We start from the raw sequence: 25,272 nt of genomic DNA on the forward strand, positions 1-25,272 counted from the left end.
CAAAATTCGACTATGTCTATATTCGATTATATAGGGTGATTGTCTATATATTATTTCTTCTTACATACAACCAACGTATTGACCATACAGTTTTACTCTTAAATCATTTAATACCTATTTTTCAATAGGCTAAATTCATCATACTTTTAAATGACGAGTTAGCTATAAAAGTAGTAAACCTATACATCAGCTTTTTAACTAACAAAAACACCACCTAATGAATAGGTGGTGTTTTTCGTATAGTAACTATAAATATCAATTACTTATGCTTAACCAGCTTGGTCAATCAACATATTACGTAAGTGACCGATCGCTTTGGTTGGATTCAAGCCTTTTGGACAAACTGATACACAGTTCATGATACCGCGGCAACGGAACAAGCTAAACGGATCATCTAAGCGAGCTAAACGTGCCTGAGTATCACCGTCACGACTATCAGCAACGAAGCGATAAGCATGCAGTAATGCTGATGGACCTAGGAACTTATCAGGGTTCCACCAGAAAGATGGGCAGCTGGTTGAACAGCAAGCACATAGGATACATTCGTATAGACCGTTCAGCTTTTCACGCTGTTCAGGTGACTGTAAACGCTCAGTTGGCGGTGCTGGCTGATCATTGATTAAGTACGGATGCACTTTTTCATACTGCTCATAGAACTGGTTCATATCAACAACCAAGTCACGAACCACTGGCAAACCAGGTAGCGGACGAACCGTTACTTTTTCTGGTAGCGTGTTCATGTTGATTAGACATGCCAAACCGTTTTTACCATTAATGTTCATGCCGTCAGAGCCACAAATACCTTCACGGCAAGAGCGACGGAAAGTAAGCGTTTCATCTTCTTTCTTTAGGCGTAATAGTACGTCAAGCAACATACGATCTGAATCAAGCAGCTCAATCGTATAAGTTTGCATGCGTGGCGCTGCGTCCAGATCAGGATCGTAGCGATAGATTTCGATGGTGCGAGTACCTCGGCTCATAATGCTAAACTCCACACGTAGGTGATGGCGGGCATACAAAGATTGCAACATATTTGCGCTAGCTATTAATCAGTACTGATAACCAGTATCGGATACCAATTAATAGCGTAGTAGCGCTGGCATGAGCATGTAGCTGGCGGTCACCTTTTTAATAAATTAATAAGGGATAAAACGTTAACACTGCTGTTATCTATCAACTATATATAAAGTATGCAGTCTAGAATTAGTAGACGCGGACTTTTGGTTCGATATAATCAACGGTTAATGGCACTTTACGTACTGGCTTATAAATGATGCGATTGCCTTCAGAGTACCATAAAGTATGCTTCATCCAATCGTGGTCATTACGGCCGTTAGGTGCGTAATCATCATCTTCTGGACGATCATAATCGGATACACTGTGCGCGCCGCGGCTTTCATGACGCTTCGCTGCAGATATCATTGTCGCTTTTGCTACTTCATACAAGTTAGCAACTTCGAATGCTTCAATACGTGCTGTGTTGAACACTTGTGATTTATCGCCAAGATGGATCTTGTCGATCTTTTCACCTAGCGCTAAAATTTTCTCAACGCCTTCGTCCATCATCGCTTGCGTACGGAATACACTAGCGTGTTTTTGCATCGTAGCACGAATCTCATCAGCCACGTCTTGCGCGTTGTAGCCTTCAGTAGACTGTTGCAACTTGTCTAAACGCTTCACTGTAAAGTCAAGTACGCGTGGATCAAGTGGCTTATAGTTATGATCTGCATGATGGAACTCATCAACGATATGCTTACCAGCTGCACGGCCAAATACCAATAGATCTAGTAGAGAGTTCGTACCTAGACGGTTAGCACCATGTACACTTACACAAGCACATTCACCGATTGCATAAAGACCTTTAACCACATTGCCTTTAGCGTATAGACCGTCTTCATCAGTACCTGCTTCTAAATCCGGTACAATTACTTGACCATGAATAGTAGTTGGAATACCGCCCATCATGTAGTGAATGGTTGGGATTACTGGAATTGGCTCTTTAGTGATGTCAACGTTAGCGAAGTTTTTACCAATCTCAAATACTGATGGTAGACGCTTCATGATGGTTTCAACACCTAGATGCGTCATATCCATTACGATATGATCAGCATTAGGACCACAACCACGGCCTTCTTTGATTTCTTGGTCCATCGAGCGCGATACGAGATCACGTGGTGCCAAGTCTTTTACGGTTGGCGCATAACGCTCCATGAATGCTTCACCATCTTTGTTACGCAAGATAGCGCCTTCACCGCGGCAACCTTCAGTCAATAGTACACCTGCACCATGAACACCAGTTGGGTGGAATTGCCAGAACTCCATGTCTTGTAATGGAATACCAGCACGTACTGCCATGCCAATACCGTCACCAGTATTGATATAAGCATTGGTAGAAGCTGCGAAGATACGACCAGCACCACCCGTCGCTAGGACAGTAATTGGTGACTGGAATACTGCAATCGTACCAGTCTCTTGCTCAAGTGCGACGACACCGTTGATGTTACCAGCCTCGTCTTTGATCAAATCAAGGGCGATCCACTCGATAAAGAACTCGGTACCTTGCTCTAGGTTTTTCTGATATAGCGTATGTAGTAGTGCATGACCTGTACGGTCAGCAGCGGCACAAGCACGTTGTACTGCTTTTTCGCCATAGTTAGATGTATGACCACCGAACGGACGCTGATAAATCGTACCGTCTTCGTTACGGTCAAACGGCATGCCCATGTGCTCAAGCTCATAGACTACCTTTGGCGCTTCACGGCACATATATTCGATAGCGTCTTGGTCACCTAACCAATCTGACCCTTTTACGGTGTCATAAAAGTGAAAGTGCCAGTTGTCATTGCTCATGTTACCCAAACTTGCACCGATACCACCCTGAGCGGCAACCGTGTGCGAACGCGTTGGGAATACTTTGGTAAGGACTGCAACCTTCATGCCCGCTTCCGCTAAATGCAATGAAGCACGCATACCTGAGCCGCCGCCGCCAACGATAACTGCATCGTAGTTTAGGGTCTTGATATTACTAATGGTATTGTCTTGTCTAGTTGCCATTACGGTTTTCCTAATGCCTGTTAATGCGTAAAAGTAAATCAAAGACTGTTTAAGACATCTCTATTACAGCTATAAAGGCTTACTATTTGGCCATTTCATACGCTTATAAAATAAAGAGTCTTAATAATCATTAACCACTTAATTTGCATATCTATCGTTATACTGAACTAAGCCTACTCAACTATAATCCGATTAGCTGATCAGTAATGCTAGTCCAATGCTATGACTATTCTTGGCTATCAACGGATGACGCTAAGATACTTTGCCAACTAATGTATCAGTTGAATGCATCCGTCGTTATATATAGATATCAGAGCTTTTTATGAGATGGTTAAACGGCAGCGATACCGAAACCGTTACCCCAAAAAATCATGATGCCCCAAAATAGAAATACTAAAATAGCGATAATCATCAATGACTGTAGTACTAAACGTAAACCTGCTGCGCTTGAGCCCAGTTTGCCTGTTGTAATATAGTCAGTAAATACTGTCCACATCCCAACCCAAGCATGACCAGCTAGTGCAAGTACTGCAACCAAGCTGAATAGACGCATCGGTAGGCTGGTCATAAATGATGACCATTCAACGAAAGTGACATCGCCATGGGTCAAAAAGAAGCCCAGCAAAACCACACTATAAACGGCTAAAACAACAGCACTAATACGCTGAATAATCCAATCACGTGAGCCTGAACCTGTCAGACCAGTAGCACTTTTGATTCCTGAATCATTTTTTATCATTAGAACATCACCCATACAAATGACGCGACAACTAAAATCGCTGCAATCACAAAACTGACCATAGAGGCAGTGCGGCCAGATTTTAGCTCTTCGTTCATGCCCATATCAGCAAATAAATGTTTGATACCCATCACAAAATGATATGCAATGGCGGCAACAAATATCCATGCCAAAAAGCGCACAAGTACATTGTCAAATACAGTCGCAAAACTCTCAGGCGATGCCAATGAGTTCTGTAGTATCCATAACATGACAGGAATCAGTAAAAATAAAATAATGCCAGAGATACGATGCAAGATAGAGGCGATCGCGATCGGTGAGCGATTAACGCTAATCACTTGGCTTAAAGGCAGATCAATAGGTCGGTTGCTTTTCACAGCGGGCATCCTTTTGCGGTTATACTCCTGTATCTGCTATCAACGCCTGACATAAATAGTGCCAATTGAGCATTGAGCAACACACGAGACGAATAAAGTAAGGAAGAGCTAGCTGACTTCGTTTAGTTTGCGCTAAATATGAAGAAAGGATCATGTATATAAAGGTATTGATAGACTGTTCAATGTCGCTTGTCGAATCGACAGGCCTATCAAACAACCTATCTATTATACAACAAAGAAAATAAACATGAGTAACATCGACTAACCAGTCTATTTTAGAGGTCGTATGAATAGTAAGACAACGTTACTATGTCTTCTATATCAGAGCAGACCTTGTATTAGGCACTTGAAATCTTGTGCTAAACAAATAAAAAAGATTGGTTAAGAAGAAAGTTCAAACCATAGAATGCGGTTTGGTCTATCGTAACACCAGACAATCGTAAATAAGCATGAATAGAAGACGCTCTGAACGACACTATAACATGGTCATTTATTAATTCGCGCAAAGCTAGTGCCAGTTAATTCCTACGATTATAAAATGCCTGAGCAATAATTACAAATTTATCCATTCAGTAAGAATATATACATATTTAATCAATAAATGAATGGATAAGGATAATACTAGTTTTAACAGTTATTATTATGACAAACTTTAATCCGCTTACTAGGCATAGTCTGCCAGTTTTTAGTTTCATTATTTATGAGTTTTGTCTCCAAAATATATTTAGAAACCTAAAATATTAGCTCGATAATGCTGCTATAAACTTGCTCAAAAACAGAGGAATTTTAAGCAAAATAACCTGACAGACATATTTTGATACAAAAATTACAGCGAATAACTACCGCCACACCGCGCCAATTGGACACATGGTCCATAAAAGTTTTTTCAAATCATCAAGAATTGCTGCTAATATACCCTGCGTACTAAATGAGTTGAATGCACTTTTACCGTTCAACCGACAATGACGCGAGGGTATGCGTCTGTAGTAATTTATTCTAACAAGTCAAACCAATGGAGAGCAATTTATGGCTGATACTAATGCCAAACTAACCGTGAATGGTGAAGAATACGAACTTCCTATTATTAAAGGTACTTTAGGGCGCCCAGTTATCGATATTGCTGCTTTACAAGAATCAGGATTCTGGTCTTATGACCCTGGTTTTAAAGTAACTGCTCCTGTTGAATCAAAGATTACTTATATTGATGGTGGCAAAGGCGAGTTATTACACCGCGGCTACCCTATCGACGAGCTAGCGAACAACGCTGAATACCTAGAAGTTGCTTATGCACTTTTACATGGTGACCTACCTACTGCTGAGCAAAAAGCAGAATTTTTTGAAAAAATCCGCGAGCATACTCCTGTTCATGATCAATTGCGTAAGTTCTTTGAAGGCTTCCGCCGTGACGCGCACCCAATGGCTATCATGGTTGGTGTCGTTGGTGCCTTATCAGCGTTCTATCATGAAGACCTAGACGTGAGCAATGAAGAACATCGCGAAATCACAGCTATTCGTCTGATTGCTAAGATGCCTACGCTTGCTGCGATGAGTTATAAATACTCACAAGGCGAACCGTTCATGTATCCGCGTAATGACTTTAACTACGCAGAAAACTTCTTATACATGATGTTTGCAACGCCTGCTGATGTAGACTACGAGAAAAACGACGTTATCACTCGCGCAATGGACAAAATCTTTACCTTGCACGCTGACCATGAGCAAAATGCTTCTACGTCAACAGTACGTTTAGCTGGTTCTACTGGTGCAAACCCTTATGCGTGTATCGCTGCTGGTATCGCAGCCCTATGGGGACCATCACATGGCGGCGCGAACGAAGCTGTTCTTGAGATGCTAGACGAAATCGGTACTGTTGAAAACGTGCCTGAATTTATGGAAAAAGTGAAGAGCCGTGAAGTGAAGCTAATGGGCTTTGGTCACCGTGTTTACAAAAACTTCGATCCACGTGCTCAAGTAATGAAAGAGACTTGTGATGAAGTACTAGAAGCACTAGGTATCAACGATCCTAAGCTTGAATTGGCAATGGCACTAGAGAAAATTGCGCTAGAAGATCCGTTCTTCATCGAGCGTAACCTATATCCAAACGTTGATTTCTACTCTGGTATCATCTTGAAAGCCATTGGCATCCCAACGTCAATGTTTACTGTAATCTTTGCATTGGCTCGTACTTCAGGTTGGATCAGCCATTGGTTAGAAATGCACAGCGCTCCGTTCAAAATCGGTCGTCCACGTCAGTTATACACTGGTGAAACGCGCCGTGATTTTGTAAAAGTTGAAGATCGCAAGTAAGCAAAAATAATCGTTATCCAATAAAAAATCCCGCCATCGTGCGGGATTTTTTATTGTCTTAATTCTCTTTATTCGTTACTAACTGTTTTATGAGAAATGACTAACTAAATAAGTTTATGAAATTATAATCAGTTACTGAAACTCTTTTAACGTTTGCTCATATTTGGCAATCTGCTCATCGTATCCTTCGATGGTTTCATTAAACTTAGCCATCAAAGCTTCAAACTCTTGTTGCTGCTTCTGTTTCATTTGCTGCATATCAACCACTTGCTGAGCTTCTATTTGCTCCCATACCTGATGCTGAATAATTAAACGGGCAAGAGCCGGACTTTTTGCACTCACTCTGCCAGCAATCTCTGCATGCTCAAATAACTGCGGAACCAACGTCGCCATATTGATTAATGTATCAGAATCCTCTGCGCTCAGCGGGGTTGTCACCGGTTGATATAAAGCATCCATAGTTTGATGATATCGTTCTATGATTTGATCCTCGGTCAACATAACAGGTTTACGCGGCTCAAGACTGATACGTTTTAACACCGTTAAGTCACGCTCACCAACTTCAGTGCTAGTATTGACGTCAACCTCTGCATCTACATTTGGATTGCTGTCTATCGGGGCGATATCGTTATTCGATGACACCACTTCTTTAGAACTAGTAGCAGTAGTATTTGCGATAGGAGCAGTATTATCAGTCGCTACCTCGTTATTACTATCTGTATTTTCACTATTATTAGTATTCAGTAATAATAGTTCCTCACTGTCTGACGCATCTGCCGCTTGCAATGACTCATATTCTGCTTGCAATCGTCTCTGTAAACTTTGCGCCTGTGCGACATATATCGGCTGAAATTGTTTTATGCGCGCCGCAGCTGAGTCACTTTTTGGCATAGGCTTACTGTCTTCTATGCTTGTTTTTTCACTGGTTTGACTGTCATCAGCTACAGGCGATGTGTCAGACTGCTGACAGCCTGTCAAAAACAACATTCCTGATAATACGGCTACAAGCAAGGTCGGTGGATATCGAGTATCAACATTAGGCTTTACTGACAAAAATTTAAACATGAGAGTGCATATCCTTTGGTAAAGCAAAATTATTAAAGGGTAAATTACAACTGCGGTTCATTATTCTTTGATTTTGAGCAACACAACTAACTGTTAAATTGTCCAATATAGTTATCCAGTATTTATCCAACTGACCTGTGTTTCAGTTAATGTATCGTTCTATAGTTCGGTTATGACTTATCAGAGCCAAGCTTACTGTTACTTTTAAAAATTAAATGATTGATGGATTATCAGTATTTTTTGCATTAATAGGCTGCTCTGTCAAAAATGGAATACAAGCTTCCCACTCTTGGCAGTTCTGACCACGCTGACGACGTACAAAATAGTCTTGTACCATGCGTGCCTGCTGCTCAATACCATATTTAAAAAATGATTTGCCTGTTTCTAACACGTAGTCGTATTTTCGGTTGATAATCGCTCCGCGTACCACTTTTAAGCCTTGCTGTAACTGCCATACGTGCGTTAGCTCATGTATAAGCCAGCTCTGTTTACTCAGCGGAGCTTCGCTAAAATCCGTAATCCAATCGACTGAATTAAAATAAATATTGCCATTAGGACTGACTGCATAATGTTTTAGTACCCACCACGCTGTCTTTAACTGCACTTCATCAAGTTTTATGCTGTCACCAAATACTGAATACGCCAATGCTATCTCGCCAACTGTCAGATAACGTGATTGCTGCTTGCCTGTATCAGTACGCAAGTAGCGATTGAATAAGCGTTTAAGAGTCGGTTCAGACATCGTTAATGCAATACCTTATATTTGATAAGCCATTTTTAGTGTTTAATAGTTAACAGTCGTAATTAGCCAAATTTTCCCATCAATACGGTAGAACTGTTAATAGTAGAGCCGTTAATATAGGTAAATGATGAAAACTAAAGTGCTCGGGACACAAGCTATACGCTTAGTTAGCTTTCATTAACATATTTTTGCGTTAGCCTAGCCTGTATGACTTATAACAAGTACCATCCTTATAAACTAGCTTACTTCTACTGCTGATGTCTAATACTCATTACTATTATAAAATTGCTGCGAAAATCATGCCAAACGTATACGAGTGTTAAAGTCCAATGAGAATGGTGAAGTTAGCCTATTATGCTGTTATTTAAATTTAACTATAGAGACCTTGCCGTTACTACCATTGCAGCTAGTAAATAGTTTTTTCATTTTTCGATAGAGAGTCTTATGCCACCTAACTTCCATGCCGATACCCCCCTTGCTCAGCGTATGCGCCCTACTTCTCTTACCGATATCATTGGTCAAGAGCATTTGCTGGCAGCTGGTGCACCGTTACGACGCTTAGTAGAGCAAGGGCATCTGCCATCTATTATCCTGCACGGTGAAGCAGGTATTGGTAAAACGACCATTGCGATGTTGTTAGCTGATGCTGTTAGTCGACCTTTTCATGCGCTCTCAGCTTTAAATACTGGGGTCAAACAGTTACGTGAAGTCTTAGATAATAAGGATTCACTGGCACTTGAATCACCTGTGGTATTCATCGATGAGATTCATCGCTTTAATAAAGCACAGCAAGATGCGCTATTAGGTGCGGTAGAGTCTGGTGATATTACTCTGATTGGTGCTACCACTGAAAACCCGTCATTTAGCGTCAACAACGCTCTCTTATCACGTTGCCAAGTTTATCGTTTAGAGCCGTTAACACCTGAGCAGATAAGTGCTGTGCTGCAACGAGCGCTCTTGGAAGACAATATACTCAAAAAGTTAACCGTCGATTTACAAGCAAAAGATACCATTAGTCAGCTGGCTCATGGTGATGCTAGAAAAGCGCTAAATTTATTAGAGTTAGCCATTCAGACCGCTGATGCCAAACAGTCGCCAGTGATTATTGATGATGAATTGGTCAGCAGAGTGGCACAGACTGCTTTGGTAAGATATGACAAAGATGGTGAGCAGCATTACGATATTATCTCAGCGATGATAAAGTCAGTCCGTGGCTCAGATCCGGATGCGGCATTATATTGGATGGCACGTATGCTCGTAGGCGGTGAGCCTGCTGATTTTATTGCGCGGCGATTGGTGATTTTGGCCAGTGAAGATATCGGTAATGCCAATCCTAATGCCTTACTCCTAGCTGATGCAGCATTGCGTAGTGTGCAATCTATTGGTATGCCAGAAGCACGTATTATTTTAGGGCAAGTTGTGGTGTATCTAGCAACCAGTGCCAAAAGCAATAGCACTTATAAAGCGATCAATGCTGCGATGGCGTTGGCTGAAAAAGATGCCTCACCTGTACCGCTACATTTGCGCAATGGTGTGACCAAACTGATGCGTAGTCAAGGCTACGGTCAGGGTTATACTTACCCGCACGATTATCCTAACCATTACTATCCTCAAAGCTACTTACCAGATAATTTGGTTGGTACCAGTTTTTACGAGTTTGCAGATAATCAGCGTGAGCAGCACAGTAAGCAATTTATGGACTGGCTAAAAAGCCAAGCAGCGAGCAATGACTAACTGTGATATAGATCAATAAAATATAACGCACAGATTTACGAGTCAGTTTTAATGTTCATTGATAATATTTATGACTATTTTTGACATACTGAACGATATAGTGGGAAGATGGCGCAGCACGTGACGCTGAAAAGCGTTAAAATAACCTCATAATGATATATACAAGCAATTAAGCGAGTCACTTTTATATCAAATTATATTGCTTATAGCGCGACTTACTTGACCGTAGTAGCGCTTTGCTTGACCGTAACAGCGCTTTGTATTATCTACTGCTACAATAAGCAGATAGAGCCTTATATTCTAAATGACACCTATGTATAAATAATAAAATATTGAGATTTACTATGAGTTTAAATACAATTCCTGAGATTATCGAAGACATTCGTGCTGGAAAAATGGTCATCTTGATGGATGATGAAGACCGCGAAAACGAAGGTGATATCATCATGGCAGCGACGCATGTGCGCCCTGAAGATATTAACTTTATGATTACTCACGCGCGTGGTCTAGTTTGTTTGACCTTATCACAAGCACGTTGCCAGCAATTGGCACTGCCACTGATGTCAGATCGTAACGAGGCTAAATTTAGCACCAATTTTACTGTCTCGATTGAAGCGGCTGAAGGCGTCACCACGGGTATTTCTGCTGGTGATCGTGCACGTACTATTCAGGCAGCGGTATCTTCATCAGCAAAGCCTGAAGACATCGTTCAGCCTGGACATATTTTTCCAATTATGGCCCAAAACGGCGGTGTTCTTCACCGTGCAGGCCATACAGAAGCGGGTTGTGATTTAGCACGTTTAGCGGGTCTAGAGCCAGCAGCGGTGATTGTAGAGATTATCAATGCAGATGGTACGATGGCGCGCCGTGACGACCTTGAAATATTTGCAAAAGAACATGACATCAAGATAGGCACGATTGCTGACCTTATCAATTACCGTATCGCTAATGAGCAAACGGTAGAAGAAATTGAGTCACATCCGTTTGAAACTGAACACGGTACTTTTACGCTACATCGCTTCCGTGAGTTTGGCGCTGAAGAAACACATTTAGCCTTGGTAAAAGGTGATGTTAGCGAAGGCGTCAGCACTGTACGCGTGCATGGCTTCCACCCATTACGCGATTTGTTTGCAGCTAAAAATGATATGACTGGCCGTAGTGGCTGGAGCGTACAGTCAGCACTAGAAGAAATCAGTGCTTCAGATCGCGGTGTGTTGGTATGGATTGGTAGCAATCAGCCAGTTGATTTGGGAGATGCGCTGGACAAAGCCGCAGACAATGAGTCTCAATCAACCATCACGCAACAGCCATATCGTAGCATCGGTGTTGGTGCACAGATATTACGTCATTTAGGTGTCCGTGATATGCGCTTATTATCATCGCCAATGAAGTTTTTTGCATTGTCAGGTTTTGATCTAAACGTGGTTGACTTTGTTCATGCGCCGCAACAAGACTAAAAACTGTTTAAGAGTTTAGTTGAAGAATGAGTTATTAAAAAGGCACGCTGACATGATGTTAGCGTGCCTTTTTTGTTTTTAGCTTTTAATTTATGATAATTTTTTTGAAAAAATGAATCATCGATTTATATAGAAACCAATCTAAAGCTCAGGCGTATGACCAAACTTGGCTTCCATTGCTAGCAGCTGTTGACACTCTGCTGCTGTCCATGGCAATTTACCTTTTCCCTCACTATCCAGACGCACTACCACAGCCTCTGCCGTAGCAACGATTGTTTCTTGCGCGGTACTATAGTAACTATATTCCATCGCCATACTCGTATTGCCCAAACGCTTACAACGAACCCCTAACAATAACGTATCAGGATAGGTAACTGGGTGTAAATACTGACAGCTAGACTGGGCTAAAACAGTGACCATACTGCCATCAAACATACCTAGCGCATGCAAGTAACTAATACGTGCTGACTCAGCGTAACGATAGTAAACCACATTATTCAGGTGATTGAAGGCATCCATCTCTCCCCACTGTATCGGCTGATGATGAATAACAGGATAATGAGCTAGTAATTCAGGGCAGTGTTCGTTTGCTACATCAGATATAGATGCTGACTTTTCATTAGGATGGGTCATTGCTTACCTTACGTTTTATATTTTCTGTATTAGCTATTGCGACTAGCTTTTGTTAGCGTTGAGGCTTGTCTAAGATTTCTGTCGTCAATAATGGCGTTGGTTTTGGTGCATGAGCAATCAACTGATTCAGCCATACAATTACTTCTGGTATGTCACTCGGTGCTTTCATTGTCTCAAGATTACTTTGACCATCGACTGGTTTTTTATCGGCTTGTACAATGCCAATCGCGCCAGCTTGTACTGACTTTTTATTGTCGCTAGTTGAGGCCTTAGGCACCAACGTTTTTAACTGTTTGCGTGCTTGCGTCAAATAGCTGACCAGTTGATCTTGCTTACGCATATTGCTGGCTTGGCTTGCTAGATTCAACGTCATGATGACTTCATGGATAGTGAGCTGATGACGCGTTAAGTTTGTACCACTAGCCGCTGGGGCATCAGTGGCATTGGTTACTTTAGGCTGCTGTTTATTTTCAATAGCTGCATTTACCAGCTCTCGACGCTGTAAATCCGTACCTTCATAACTGCCAAGACGCTCATGACTGTGCAAAAACTCCTGAATATTTTGAATCGCAAGATTTTGTATTTGCCACGCGCTTGGCTGCGAGCTTTGTGCCTGCAGACGCTCAATATCTTTGAGCAAACTTTGCTTGATAACGATGGTTAGCGCAGGCGCAATCTCATTACTGCTTTGCGACAACTGCCAATGTAAACCTCGCAAGAGCTCAATCGCGGCACTGTCACTACTATCCGCCAACAGTCTATCAGCCGCTTTAATTTGGATACGCAATAGGTCCAACTGATTCTGCGCTTGGCTACTGGCCTTAACTCTAGGCTCTGGCAACGTCTGCTGACTCATGGCAAATAAACGATCGTCCATTTCGTTTAGTCGACTGATTACTTGCTCATTACTCTGCAAACGATCGTTGACACTATGCTGAAAGCGCTGCTGACTAATATATAGCCACAATAATGCAGCGATCAGTAATAAGATAACCAGCCATTGCATCCGTAGCAGCAAAATATTTGCTTGCCGGCGCTGCTGAACAGTAGAAGGATCCTTAGATAAGGACTCAGAATTCATTGACATAAGGCAGTACCGTTATTGGTATAGATAAACATGTTTAAAGCAAATGAGAAGTTTAAGGTATTATATTTTAGAATTAATGGCTGAGAGAATCGTATCTGGTGATAAGTCCTCTACTCGCCAGTAGCTCAACTGCTGTGCTGCAACCATATTGGCAAGACGCTCACCCAACACAACGTAGGAGAAATCTTTTAACGTAAACGATAGACGCTGTTCTATATCAGCCACTGCATCAGAATTTTGCTCTTTTTTTAACGTCTTCGATTGCTCGTCATTGACGATATTTGACCAATGCTCAAAAGCTGCCGCACTGCTGATGACGACAATTGGCTTTGGCTGCTTTGGTGAAGCAGTACTATGAGTAAGAAACGCTTGTTGCCACTGCTGGTACTCAGCCATTGCATCGATAGGCATCGTACGCTCGTACCAAGCAATACTATCGATATGTACACCGCGCGCCTGCAATGTATCAACCAATAATCGTCGTCCGCCAAGCCCGCGCCATATCAGCAATTTATCGCCTGCTTGTAAGCTATCAATTTCAGTCATTGCTAGCATGCCTTCGTTATTGGCCGTCTCAGGCTGAAGTATTTGATAGTCTGTTGTATCTATACGCACCTGACTGAACTCTGCTGCCGTTGCTTCACCAACTGCAACCAGAGGGCTAGGTAATGACAAACCTTTTGACAATCTCTGCGCATAGTTGTCATTACCGTCTTTCGCTTTGTATTTACGCTTTTCATGTTCAAGTGATTGCCAAGCGACTAGCCCTGAAGCCGCTGCAGTTGGACTTACGACAACAAGTGCTTTGTACTCCCCCGCCATCCACTGATGCATTAATGCAATATCTAGATCAGTTGTTTGACGTGGTCGTAGCGTCAACATTGGCATATCAACCACTATCAATCCTGCTACTTGCAAATGCTGCGTCAACGGTGCTGCTCGCTCTACTGGGCGAGTATTGATGACAATTTGCGGCATTACGTTTGACTTATCATTAGAACAATTCTTATGAGAAGTTATGTATGTAGATTGAGTTGGCATTGATGACATCGATATACCATGACAAAAAACGAAAGAGTGAAAAAGACTTAAGTCTACAAAAATGGCTGATGCTTAGATCAGCCTATCTTACGGTTAATCCAACCTATAGCAACAGTACTCGTACTACTCAGGCTGATATATCGCTGACAAAATATCTCCTGCGCCATCAGCAAGTAGTATTTCTGCGACATCGATACCTAGTTGGTTGGCTTGGGCTTCTTGCTCGGCTTGTGTCCCAACCAACGTAGCTCGTTTGTCTGCCTTCAACAATTCGCTACCATCGGCCTGACCCACTCGACCGCGTAGCCATAGCACATTCCCACTATCGTTATTGCCGTTATCACCATTGTTATCATTATTAACACTGGTTTCTTCAGCTGTCTGCAGAACTGCATAAGCGGCGATCGGTACTTGGCAGCCGCCCTCTAAATGACGGTTCAGAGCACGCTCAGCGATAAGTCGAATACGGGCTTTATCATCATTGAGTGGTGCAAGTAATTTGAGGACTTCTTCATCACCTTCACGGCATTCGATTGCTAAGGCACCTTGTCCAACTGCAGGCAAGCAAGCTGCGATATCAAGCTCACCGCGTATTCTCTCGTCTAGCTCAATACGCTGCAAGCCGCTCGTTGCCAGAATAATGGCATCGTATTCACCAGCATCTAGCTTGCCCAAACGAGTGCCGACATTGCCGCGCAATGTTTTGATCTGCAGGTCAGGACGATAGGCTTTGATCTGGCATTGACGACGTAAACTTGATGTCCCAACGACTGCACCTTGTGGTAGCTCATCAATACTATTATAAGTGTTTGAGACAAAGGCATCTGTTGGTGAGGCGCGTTTACAGTAGACGCCTAATGTGAGGCCTTCGGGAAGCTGCATCGGTACATCTTTTAGCGAGTGCACTGCAATATCGGCTTGCTTGTCATACAGCGCTTGCTCAAGCTCTTTTACAAACAATCCTTTACCACCGATTTTGGCCAAAGGCGTGTCCAAAATCTTGTCACCCTTAGTGACAATTTTTAGTAAATTAATCGTCAGATTGGGATACAATGCCAATAAACGATCGCGAATATGCTCGGCCTGCCATAAGGCTAAAGGACTTTGACGTGTAGCGATATTTAGAGTAGTCAAAACAGGTTGCTGCGGATTGCTCATAAAGGGCCTCAATAAGTTCGATACTAATACCATAATGGCTATATTCCCAATGTCAGTACTGTTCATCTTTATACTGAATAATATCGATATTACTCGATAGGGTAAATTTGCCAAAGAATAGGCGACTCAAATGATTAATAGTAGATGCTGACGCAAAAAAATACCCCTATTTAAGCATAAATAAGGGTTTGATGATATGGAATGATTGGTCGCTATCAGGACAGCCTATTACATACTTTGAATTTTATCACGTAAGGCAGGTAAGTGACGACGACTGACCGCTAGCGTCTCATCAATACCTTTAAAACGTATCTGATACTGGCCTGCGTCTAGGGTTTCTAAAAAGTCCAAATAACTAAGGTTGATGATGGCATTGCGATGTACTCGGAACAGACGATCATCAAATTCTTGCTCTAACTCTTTTAGCGTTTCATCAATCAATACCATGCCATCTTTGTGACGCACTTTGACGTATTTTTGATCTGCTGCAAAATAGTAGATATCTTTTAGCTTAATCAATTCAACACCGCGATGCGTACGAGCAGCGATATGTTCACGTATCGGACGTGCTGTCGGGTCTTCAAGCTTGCGAATTTCGTTTAGTTGAGCGGCATTTAGGTTCTTTGCTTTGTTTAATGCCTCTAGTAGCTCATCTTTGTTTGCAGGTTTCAGCAAATAGCCAATTGCATTGGCTTTTAATGCTGCGATCGCATAATGGTCGTATGCCGTCACAAATATAATCGCTGGTGGATGCTCAAGTTTGGCAAGTTCTTGAGCACAGCGTACGCCGTCCATTTCAGGCATTCGGATATCTAATAATATGATATCTGGCTGCTGGGTTTTTACAGCGACGATGGCTTCTGCACCTGTTGTGGCCTGAGCAACTACCTCATGGCCTGACTCCTGTACAATTCTCACCAAGCGCTCACGCGCTAGGGGCTCATCATCACAAACTACGATACGCATGCAAACTCCCATCCAAGGACATACTTAATATTTTTTTCAATAGTATTACGGCTATATTAGCACTCATTATCAATCACTTAGAATATAAAATCTAAATTATTTAATAAAATTCTGACAAAAACCACCAGTTTTTATAGCGGACAATATACTCCTGCTATCGGTAGATTTTATATGGTGTAATTGTGTTTCACGGTAGTTATGATATTACTTATTCGTAATCATTATTTATCAAATATAAATTATGACGTCTATACATGGCGATGCAATAAGTATGCCAAATAGGCTTTTAAGAGTTGAAAAAATGGAGAAAGCTAATAAAGAACAGTCGGTTATAAACCGACGTCTTGTAGAGGATAGTCGATGATGGTGATAATTTGAGTGCTGGCTACCGAGCTTTGGATATCAGCACTTTGTCCAAAATGGGCGCGCAAACGATCAGCTTGAATATAGAAATTCATATGTTGGCGCAAATCATGATTGAAGATTAGTGTCTTTTTGGGAAGCGCAACATCAATCATGATTTTGACTCGGTGTTGTTCCCACGTGACTTCAATATTAATGCAGATAGTTTCTGTGGTCATCTCTACCACATTGAGCAGTATTTTCTCTAGCACGCTTTGTAGCGTTAGCGCAGTGATAACCATGTCATACATGATATCTTCTTCAGGTAACTTCCAATTGACTTCGAGCTTGTCTGCTAAACGACTAGATTCGATTGCCAAATAATGCTCACAAAGATCAACCTCTTCTTCAAAGCTAATCTCGCGTGTACCACTAAAACTAGCACGGAATAGTGCAGAGACGTGCTGTAATAAGTCAGCAGCTTTAGGCGGGTTTGATTCAATCAGAGATACGAGTGTATTGATAGTATTAAAGAAAAAGTGTGGAGCCGTACGGGCTTTTATTAGGTCGTTTTGCGCAGTTAATTTATATTCAAAGGACAGCTTAAGTGCATTAAGCTCACGGTAGCTACGCAAAAAATATAATAAGAATACAGTCGTAAAACCGCCCGCCAACACTGTATTGAGCACGATATTCAATATAAACGTGCGACTATCATATGTTAGCCAACCAAAATTAATCATAGATAGTGTGACTAACGCCATCGAAACTGCAGCAGCAAACATCAGTAACAGTACAATCCGCATACTTACGCTAAGAATACTGGCGTTTTTAAATGCAGGGCGTAGGTAGTCAACTAAATACAGTGAGGGAATAACTGTTAGAGCGTTTTGAATGAAACTACGTACAAACTGAATCATGAAATCTGACCAAGTGGCTAAGCTATGGTGCTCCATTACCGTTAGGAACAAGGACCAAAAAAAGATATATGTCAGCCACTGCCAAGGCCTCATGATCTCCATGAGTTTAGGAATAAAAAACTCTAAGCGTGTAGCTAGTAAGGCAACCTCATCATTTGCTATACTCGAGTTCTTATTCTCTTGACTTGTCTTGTACCGATATGAACGCCAATTCTTCAAAACCTAGTAATCCTGAATCAAGTAAAAGTTCATCTGACTCTGATTTTAGCACAGATGCTCCGATAACAAGTACCACAACGCAGACTGCGCCTGCTAGTAGCCAAGGCCAACAAATGTGGGGCGGGCGCTTTAGTGAAGCGACAGATAGCTTCGTTGCCGCCTTTACTGCTTCTGTGGGCTTTGACCAACGCTTCGCCCGTCACGATATTCAAGGCTCGATTGCGCATGCAACGATGCTAAAAGAATGTGACATTTTAACTGCTGATGAAGTTGCCACCATTATCGATGGCCTGCAGCAAGTATTGCGCGAGATTGAGGCGGGTGAGTTTAACTGGTCGATCGCCCTTGAAGACGTGCATATGAACGTCGAGTCACGTTTGACTGACATTATAGGCGCCGTTGGTAAAAAGCTACACACTGGTCGTAGCCGTAACGATCAGGTAGCCACAGACATTCGCCTATGGTTGCGCGAAGAGACTGATAATATTATTGAGTTATTAGTACGTTTGCAAAGTGGTTTGCTTGATTTGGCTGAGCAACATACTGATACTATCATGCCAGGCTTTACTCATTTGCAAACGGCACAGCCTGTTAGCTTTGGGCATCACGTGATGGCATGGTTTGAGATGTTGTATCGCGATACTGAGCGTCTTGTCGATGCACGTCGCCGTATCAATCAGATGCCACTTGGTAGCGCAGCGCTTGCTGGTACGACTTTCCCAATCGATCGTACCATCACTGCCGAACTACTAGGTTTTGAAGGTATCTGCCAAAACTCACTCGATGCCGTTTCAGACCGTGACTTTGCGATTGAGTTTACTTCAGCGGCTTCTATCTTGATGATGCATATGTCGCGTATGAGCGAAGAGATTATTCTTTGGATGTCAGCACAATTCAATTTTGTGCAGATACCAGATCGCTTCTGTACGGGCTCATCGATCATGCCGCAAAAGAAAAATCCTGACGTACCTGAGTTGGTACGCGGTAAAGCGGCACGCGTCTTTGGTCAGTTGATGACTTTGCTTAGCCTAATGAAAAGCCAGCCACTCGCCTACAACAAAGACAATCAAGAAGACAAAGAGCCTTTGTTTGATTGCGTTGATACGTTGACAGGTTCACTATTAGCGTTTGCTGATATGCTACCAAATATCACGCCAAACAAAGAAAGCATGCGTGCCGCTACGATGAAAGGCTATGCGACTGCGACTGACTTGGCAGATTACCTAGTACGTCAAGGTGTGGCATTCCGTGACGCTCACGAAGTCGTTGGTAACGCTGTTGCTTTAGGCATCAAAGAGGGTGTTGATCTAAGTGATTTGTCATTGGCACAGCTACAGCAATTTAGCGATGCTATCGGTGAAGATGTCTTCGACTATCTAACGCTAGAAGGCTCATTAGCAGCTCGTGACCATTTAGGTGGCACTGCACCAAACCAAGTCAAGCAAGCGGTGATCAATGGCCGTGCTCGCTTAAAAGCCTTTGCTTAATCATTAATTTGCAAATAATAGCCAACTTGCTAATTTAAACTTAACACCCGCTACTTATGCGGGTGTTTTTATTTGTCCTATGACCTCTACTGGTTTGGCCAATGTCATTTTCAAAATATCACTACCTTTAAATCCTAAATAAAAAGGTTAAACGTAGATAGTATTTGTCATACACCAACTACCAGAGACTGTATAACAAATGAATAGAGGCTTGACGGTATACATTAGTACCCTTTGCTAAATCTACCAAGACCGTTATCATAGACTCATATGATATTTGATTTAACCACTTAATATAATGAATAAGGAATGCCTTATGACTGAGACTTTTAACCCTCAAGCAAATACCGTGTTTTGCCGTAAATATAAGCAAGATTTACCGAAAATGCCGCATCCACCCTTCCCTAATAAAAAAGGTCAAGAGCTGCAAGAGACCGTATCTGAAAAGGCGTGGAAAGAGTGGCTTGAGCATCAAACAATGCTTATTAACGAAAACCATCTAAGCATGATGGATCCTGCTGCCAAAAAGTTTTTAATAGAGCAGCGTGATAAGTTCTTAGACAATGAAGACTATGAGCGCGCACAAGGCTGGACACCAGAAAGTTAGTATTTACTGGCTTTCTACTAGCTACATTTAGTAGTTATAAAAAAACGCGCTCACTATAGCGCGTTTTTTATTATAAGGTAAAAATCAATGTATTTCCTATCAGCCTTCATCACTATCTGACGTTTCTAGCTCATTGGCTGACAATGTACTAACTTGACGAGCAGCTAAGCGATCATTGGCTTCTTGCACCGCTTTTTCGACCATCGCATAGTCTGAATGACGCACGTCCTGCCCACTGATATAGTTAATCACTAGCTCTGCGATATTTTGTGCATGGTCACCAATACGCTCTAGCGATCGTAATATCCACATGATATTAATGACTTTTGATACATGACGCGAGTCTTCCATAATATAGGTCATCAAAGCACGAATGGCTGACTGATATTCGGTATTGACCGCGCTATCATTACGCATCACTTCAAACGCTTGTTCCGCATTCGATTGACTAAAAGCTTCTAGCGAGTTGTTTAGCATCAGACGAACTTGATTGCTCAGATGCTGAACTTCAGCGTAGCCGTATGCTGATTTACCTTCTGCCGCTATTTTGCTAGCCATTCGCGCAATTTTTACCGCTTCATCGCCGATACGTTCCAAATCAACCACACCTTTACTGATTGACATGACTAAGCGCAAATCACTGGCTGCTGGCTGGCGTTTGGCGACCAATAATAAAATGTGCTCGTCGAGTTCGACTTCCATTCGATTGATATCGAAATCCATATCGATGACTTCTTGCGCCAGTGTTTCATCTTTATCGATAAGAGCATGGATGGCTTTGGCTACTTGGTTAGCCGCGCTATCACCCATGTATAAAAATAAACGGATGGCTTCATCAAGATCTTGGTCAAAACTTTTGGAGATATGCTTATCACTTTGCATGAGAGGTATTCCCTAGAATCTATATTTTAATAGCGCAGTGTGCCTATGAAGTTAGAAAGTCGGCCTATGACATACTAATCAGCTTTGTCTGCTTGTACCGATTTCAATCTCAATCAATATTAGCCATAACGACCTGTAATATAGTCTTCTGTCGCGGTTTGGGTAGGTTTGGTGAATATCTGATCGGTCTCACCCATCTCAATCATATCGCCTAGATACATATAGACCGTATAGTCAGATACGCGTGCCGCTTGCTGCATATTGTGAGTAACGATAGCGATGGTATAGTCGTTTTTCAGATCTTCGATCAAATCTTCGATAGCACCCGTCGAGATAGGATCCAGTGCTGATGTCGGCTCATCAAGCAACAGTACTTCAGGCTTGGTCGCCACACTACGAGCGATACACAGACGTTGCTGCTGGCCACCTGATAACGACAGTCCTGATGCTTTTAGCTTGTCTTTTACTTCTGGCCATAGTGCTGATTTTTTCAAAGCCCACTCCACGCGATTGTCTAGCTCATCTTTGCTTAATTTTTCATATAGTCGTACGCCAAAGGCGACATTGTCATAGATTGACATCGGGAATGGCGTTGGCTTCTGAAAAACCATACCAACTTGTGCACGCAGTAAGTTCACATCGATGTCTTTACCCAAGATGTTTTTGCCATCTAGATTGATATTGCCCTCTGCACGCATACCTGGATATAGATCGTACATGCGGTTAAAGGTACGCAGTAGCGTAGACTTACCACAACCTGAAGGACCAATAAAAGCGGTCACTTTTTTATCCGCGATATCGATATTGATGTTTTTCAATGCCTGAAAATCATCGTAATAGAAGTTTAGATCTCGAACTTCCATTTTTGCAGCAGGCATATTCTTAGGAATATCTTGAATCGTTTGTTTATTAAAATCAGCAGTGTTTGGTTGCTGAGCTTGGGCGCTAGTAGACATGGGTCTATTTAATAGGCTGCCTGTTGCCGTATTAAAGTTGTCAGCAGTCGTGTTCGTACGGACGTTGCTTAGGACATCATTCATAATATTTCAACCTAGCTCAATTAATTTCATATAAGTTTAAGTAAATGCTTAGCGTGTAGCGTACTACGGTCTGGTCTGCTCTCAGCCCTTATTTAGGCTGACCTCTACCACCGATAAATCTTGCCAAAATATTCAACACTAGGACAGACGCGGTGATAAGTAGTGCTGCCGCCCAAGCCAATGTATGCCAGTTGTCATAAGGACTCATCGCAAACTGGTAAATGGTATTGGGTAAGTTAGCAATAGGCTGACCCATATCAGTACTGAAGTATTGATTATTAAGTGCGGTAAATAGTAACGGCGCTGTTTCACCGGTGATTCGAGCAAAAGCCAATAGCACACCTGTGGTCAGTCCCGCGCGTGCTGCTTTCACAGTGACCTGAGTGACCAGCTTCCATTTAGGAGTCCCTAGCGCATAAGCTGCTTCGCGTAGACTATTAGGTACCAGATTCAGCATGCTTTCTGTCGTACGCACGACCACCGGAATAACAATCAATGCCAATGCCAACGCGCCTGCCCAACCAGAGAAACTTTGACCTTTTACCATCAGTGCATAGATAAATAGACCGATGACAATCGATGGCGCTGACAATAGAATATCATTTAAAAAGCGTGTGACCTTGCCCAGCATACTGCCTTTAGAAAACTCAGATAAGTAAATACCTGTCATAAGGCCAATAGGTGCACCGATAAACAAGCCTGAAAACGCCAACATGACCGAACCAACGATAGCATTACGTAAGCCGCCCGCACTCATTGGTGGAGGCGTATCAGCGGTAAAGATTGGTAGCTGCACCATGCCTTGGAAGCCTTCAACAAACAAAGTCACCAAAATCCATGACAACCAAAATAAGCCAAAAACCATCGCTGACATGGCAAAGCCTAGACCTAACTTATTGGTCAAACGACGCTTGTTATACAGGCTTTGATTGTAGCGGGTAGCGCCGTTTGGCTTAGTAGGCAGTGGTGCATTAATCGCATTGTTAGCAGGCATAATATTTATTTCCCATATCTTTTATCAATATCTATCAAGGTTCAATAAATCGGTAACAGACCTATCGATTACCTGCTTTGTGATCCATGCGCATGAGCATCAGTTTTGCTAAAGACAGCACAATGAAGGTGATGACAAATAAGATTAAGCCTAGATGTAGTAAAGACGCTAGATGTAGCTCACTAGACGCTTCAGCAAACTCATTGGCCAAGGCCGAAGTAATCGTCACGCCAGAAGTAAATAGGCTTGGACTGATATTAAACGCATTACCAATCAAGAAGGTAACTGCCATCGTCTCACCCAATGCACGACCAAGACCCAAAATCACACCACCAACGACACCAGCTTTGGTATAAGGCAGGATAATCTTGAACATAACTTCCCAAGTCGTCGCGCCCATGCCATATGCTGACTCTTTCAGTAAATCTGGTACGACAGAGAAAACATCGCGCATGGTGGCAGCGATGAACGGTATGATCATAATGGCAAGCACTAGGGAAGCGGTAAACATACCCAGCCCCATAGGTGCACCTGCAAACAGCTTACCGATAATAGGCAAAGGGCCGACGTGCTCAATGAACCATGGCTGAATGTGATCACCAAAGAATGGCGCAAATACGAACAATCCCCACATACCATAAATGATAGATGGGATACCAGCCAATAACTCAATGGCGATACCAAGTGGTTTTTTGAGGAACTTAGGGCACATCTCGGTTAAAAATATCGCAATACCGAAACTGACTGGAACCGCGATAACAATAGCGATAAATGAGGTGACTAAGGTACCGTAAATAGGCGCTAATGCCCCGTATTCATTGGCGACTGTATCCCAGTTATTGCTGGTATAAAATCCCAAACCAAACTCTTGAATACTCGGCCATGCTCCAACAATTAGAGACACCAAAATGCCCCCTAAAGATAGGAGGACGAGTATGGCAAACGCTTTAGTAGAGTTCACAAATAAAGCGTCGTAACGTTTTTGTTTAGCCAGTTGGGACCTTAAGTCTGTCATAAGTGTCTCAGCATTGAATGGGATGAATCGAAATATTAAAAAGATGTATATCAGGTCTTAACACAACAAACTTAAACAGTATGAGTAAGCATATCTATCGGGATGTATTCATCGAATTTGCTGTGTTAAAACCTCTCAAACAACTACCGGAGAATAGTTATTCGAGAGGATAACTTGTAGGATGCTAAATAGTATTTAGCAGAAACAAATTACTGAGCTGGCTTGTAGACAGGCTGTCCATCACTACCTTTTACTTCGTTCCACTTCTCTTTGAACAAGGCCACTGCCGTGTCAGAGAATGGTACGTAGTCTAGTTCCATGGCGCTGTCATCACCTTGGGTATAAGCCCAGTCAAAGAAGTTCAACACGCCAGCGACTTGCTGAGGATTTTCTGGTTGCTTATGTACCAAGATAAAGGTCGCAGCAGCGATAGGCCATGCTTGGTCAGTTTCAGAGTTGGTGATGACTTTATAAAAGCCTTCTTGTTGTGACCAATCGATATCACCTGCCGCAGCAAACGTCTCAGCAGATGGCTGTACGATGTTACCAGCTGCGTTTTTCAGCGCAGTATGTGACATCTTATTCTGCTTAGCGTAAGCATACTCAACATAACCGATCGAGTTTTTCATGCGGTTTACGTAGCTTGAAACGCCTTCGTTACCTTTACCGCCTGCACCAGTAGCAGAGGTCGGCCACTTGACAGTTTTATCAACACCAACGGTGTCTTTCCAGTCTGGTGAAACCTTGGCAAGATAATCAGTGAAGTTGAAAGTCGTACCTGAACCGTCTGAGCGAAATACCGTTGTGATTGCTGCATCTGGCAAGGTCAAATCTGGGTTCATCGCCTTAATTGCAGGGTCATTCCAGTTACTGATTTTACCCAAATAGATATCAGCCAACGTTGTGCCGTCTAGCTTCAGTGCACCAGGCTCGACACCATCAATATTGACGATTGGTACAACACCACCGATGACTGTTGGGAACTGAATCAAACCTGCTTCGTCTAACTCTTCAGGCGTCATTGGTGCATCAGAAGCACCAAAGTCTACTGTTTTTGACTGAATTTGTTTGATACCACCAGATGAACCAATCGACTGATAGTTGACTTGGCCACCAGTCGCAGCATTGTAGTCATATGACCATTTCGCATAGATAGGCTGCGGGAATGACGCACCTGCACCTGTAATATTCATAGCGATATTTTCAGCAGATTTAAAATCTGACGTAGCAGAAGATGCTGTCTGAGAGGTTGTTTCAGCTGTTGTCACAGCGCTACTGCTAGTATCAGCAGTTGGCTCCGCCGTATCTGTTGACTTATTACACGCCGTAAGCATTAATGTACAACTGACGGCCACTGCTAATAACGAATAACGCATGTAGGACTCCTGAAGTTTAACAACGGTATA

22 protein-coding genes are annotated in these 25,272 nt (G+C 42.5%); 5 read left to right on the plus strand and 17 right to left on the minus strand.

Annotation, left to right across the window (positions count from 1 at the left end; all coding sequences use genetic code 11):
• Positions 1 to 269: 269 nt before the first annotated feature.
• The 4 genes from Q0788_RS06685 to sdhC all read right to left on the minus strand — a co-directional run bounded on the left by Q0788_RS06685 (position 270) and on the right by sdhC (position 4,179).
• Positions 270 to 980, minus strand: coding sequence for a succinate dehydrogenase iron-sulfur subunit (locus Q0788_RS06685; RefSeq protein WP_055123743.1), 711 nt, complete (start codon positions 978 to 980; stop codon positions 270 to 272).
• Positions 981 to 1,203: 223 nt separating this feature from the next.
• Entirely contained in the window at positions 1,204 to 3,054 is a 1,851-nt protein-coding gene (gene sdhA, locus Q0788_RS06690) for a succinate dehydrogenase flavoprotein subunit (protein WP_057757857.1), read from the minus strand.
• A gap of 331 nt (positions 3,055 to 3,385) precedes the next feature.
• A complete protein-coding gene (gene sdhD, locus Q0788_RS06695; RefSeq protein ID WP_057762261.1) occupies positions 3,386 to 3,790 on the minus strand; it encodes a succinate dehydrogenase, hydrophobic membrane anchor protein in 405 nt (134 codons plus the stop codon).
• Positions 3,791 to 3,792: 2 nt separating this feature from the next.
• Entirely contained in the window at positions 3,793 to 4,179 is a 387-nt protein-coding gene (sdhC, locus tag Q0788_RS06700) for a succinate dehydrogenase, cytochrome b556 subunit (RefSeq protein WP_082624524.1), read from the minus strand.
• A 1,017-nt stretch (positions 4,180 to 5,196) separates the two neighbouring features.
• Here sdhC and gltA point away from each other — a divergent pair.
• A complete protein-coding gene (gltA, locus tag Q0788_RS06705) occupies positions 5,197 to 6,477 on the plus strand; it encodes a citrate synthase (protein ID WP_057757851.1) in 1,281 nt (426 codons plus the stop codon).
• Between the two features lie 132 nt (positions 6,478 to 6,609).
• Here gltA and Q0788_RS06710 read toward each other — a convergent pair whose 3' ends face one another.
• Together Q0788_RS06710 and Q0788_RS06715 are read right to left on the minus strand one after the other, a co-directional pair.
• A complete protein-coding gene (locus Q0788_RS06710; RefSeq protein ID WP_298808926.1) occupies positions 6,610 to 7,542 on the minus strand; it encodes a hypothetical protein in 933 nt (310 codons plus the stop codon).
• A 211-nt stretch (positions 7,543 to 7,753) separates the two neighbouring features.
• On the minus strand, positions 7,754 to 8,284 hold the full coding sequence (locus tag Q0788_RS06715) for a type IV secretion protein Rhs (RefSeq protein ID WP_298808927.1): 531 nt from the start codon (positions 8,282 to 8,284) through the stop codon (positions 7,754 to 7,756).
• A gap of 444 nt (positions 8,285 to 8,728) precedes the next feature.
• Between Q0788_RS06715 and Q0788_RS06720 the strand changes: the two genes are divergently transcribed.
• The gene (locus Q0788_RS06720; protein WP_298808928.1) at positions 8,729 to 10,018 is read left to right on the plus strand and encodes a replication-associated recombination protein A; all 1,290 of its coding nucleotides are present in this window, start codon (positions 8,729 to 8,731) and stop codon (positions 10,016 to 10,018) included.
• Between the two features lie 344 nt (positions 10,019 to 10,362).
• On the plus strand, positions 10,363 to 11,475 hold the full coding sequence (ribBA, locus tag Q0788_RS06725; protein ID WP_298808929.1) for a bifunctional 3,4-dihydroxy-2-butanone-4-phosphate synthase/GTP cyclohydrolase II: 1,113 nt from the start codon (positions 10,363 to 10,365) through the stop codon (positions 11,473 to 11,475).
• Positions 11,476 to 11,616: 141 nt separating this feature from the next.
• Here ribBA and Q0788_RS06730 read toward each other — a convergent pair whose 3' ends face one another.
• From Q0788_RS06730 to Q0788_RS06755, 6 genes are all read right to left on the minus strand, one after another.
• The gene (locus tag Q0788_RS06730) at positions 11,617 to 12,108 is read right to left on the minus strand and encodes a thioesterase family protein (RefSeq protein ID WP_298808930.1); all 492 of its coding nucleotides are present in this window, start codon (positions 12,106 to 12,108) and stop codon (positions 11,617 to 11,619) included.
• A 52-nt stretch (positions 12,109 to 12,160) separates the two neighbouring features.
• Positions 12,161 to 13,195 carry a hypothetical protein gene (locus Q0788_RS06735; RefSeq protein WP_298808931.1) on the minus strand — a complete coding sequence of 345 codons (1,035 nt, stop codon included), beginning with the start codon at positions 13,193 to 13,195 and terminating at the stop codon, positions 12,161 to 12,163.
• A 60-nt stretch (positions 13,196 to 13,255) separates the two neighbouring features.
• Positions 13,256 to 14,173: a uroporphyrinogen-III synthase gene (locus Q0788_RS06740; protein ID WP_298808932.1), complete on the minus strand. Its 918-nt coding sequence runs from the start codon at positions 14,171 to 14,173 to the stop codon at positions 13,256 to 13,258.
• 186 nt (positions 14,174 to 14,359) lie between these two features.
• The gene (hemC, locus tag Q0788_RS06745; protein WP_298808933.1) at positions 14,360 to 15,394 is read right to left on the minus strand and encodes a hydroxymethylbilane synthase; all 1,035 of its coding nucleotides are present in this window, start codon (positions 15,392 to 15,394) and stop codon (positions 14,360 to 14,362) included.
• Positions 15,395 to 15,622: 228 nt separating this feature from the next.
• Positions 15,623 to 16,360, minus strand: coding sequence for a LytTR family DNA-binding domain-containing protein (locus Q0788_RS06750; protein WP_102078269.1), 738 nt, complete (start codon positions 16,358 to 16,360; stop codon positions 15,623 to 15,625).
• A 329-nt stretch (positions 16,361 to 16,689) separates the two neighbouring features.
• Complete coding sequence (locus Q0788_RS06755) at positions 16,690 to 17,715, minus strand: histidine kinase (protein ID WP_298808934.1); 1,026 nt, start codon at positions 17,713 to 17,715, stop codon at positions 16,690 to 16,692.
• Between the two features lie 239 nt (positions 17,716 to 17,954).
• On the opposite strand from Q0788_RS06755, the gene argH reads away from it, so the two are divergent.
• Together argH and Q0788_RS06765 are read left to right on the plus strand one after the other, a co-directional pair.
• Positions 17,955 to 19,328 carry an argininosuccinate lyase gene (gene argH / locus Q0788_RS06760; RefSeq protein WP_298809039.1) on the plus strand — a complete coding sequence of 458 codons (1,374 nt, stop codon included), beginning with the start codon at positions 17,955 to 17,957 and terminating at the stop codon, positions 19,326 to 19,328.
• 316 nt (positions 19,329 to 19,644) lie between these two features.
• Positions 19,645 to 19,935, plus strand: coding sequence for an oxidative damage protection protein (locus Q0788_RS06765; protein ID WP_201579278.1), 291 nt, complete (start codon positions 19,645 to 19,647; stop codon positions 19,933 to 19,935).
• Positions 19,936 to 20,034: 99 nt separating this feature from the next.
• On the opposite strand, the gene phoU is transcribed toward Q0788_RS06765, so the two are convergent.
• From phoU to pstS, 5 genes are all read right to left on the minus strand, one after another.
• Positions 20,035 to 20,817: a phosphate signaling complex protein PhoU gene (gene phoU, locus Q0788_RS06770; RefSeq protein WP_298808935.1), complete on the minus strand. Its 783-nt coding sequence runs from the start codon at positions 20,815 to 20,817 to the stop codon at positions 20,035 to 20,037.
• A gap of 119 nt (positions 20,818 to 20,936) precedes the next feature.
• Positions 20,937 to 21,695: a phosphate ABC transporter ATP-binding protein PstB gene (gene pstB / locus Q0788_RS06775; protein WP_298809042.1), complete on the minus strand. Its 759-nt coding sequence runs from the start codon at positions 21,693 to 21,695 to the stop codon at positions 20,937 to 20,939.
• 250 nt (positions 21,696 to 21,945) lie between these two features.
• The gene (pstA, locus tag Q0788_RS06780) at positions 21,946 to 22,851 is read right to left on the minus strand and encodes a phosphate ABC transporter permease PstA (protein ID WP_298808936.1); all 906 of its coding nucleotides are present in this window, start codon (positions 22,849 to 22,851) and stop codon (positions 21,946 to 21,948) included.
• A gap of 61 nt (positions 22,852 to 22,912) precedes the next feature.
• Entirely contained in the window at positions 22,913 to 23,866 is a 954-nt protein-coding gene (pstC, locus tag Q0788_RS06785) for a phosphate ABC transporter permease subunit PstC (protein WP_101204645.1), read from the minus strand.
• Positions 23,867 to 24,075: 209 nt separating this feature from the next.
• Complete coding sequence (pstS, locus tag Q0788_RS06790) at positions 24,076 to 25,242, minus strand: phosphate ABC transporter substrate-binding protein PstS (protein WP_101211185.1); 1,167 nt, start codon at positions 25,240 to 25,242, stop codon at positions 24,076 to 24,078.
• Between the last annotated feature and the right edge of the window lie 30 nt (positions 25,243 to 25,272).

This window comes from uncultured Psychrobacter sp. (genome assembly GCF_947500265.1).
Taxonomy (GTDB): Bacteria; Pseudomonadota; Gammaproteobacteria; order Pseudomonadales; family Moraxellaceae; genus Psychrobacter.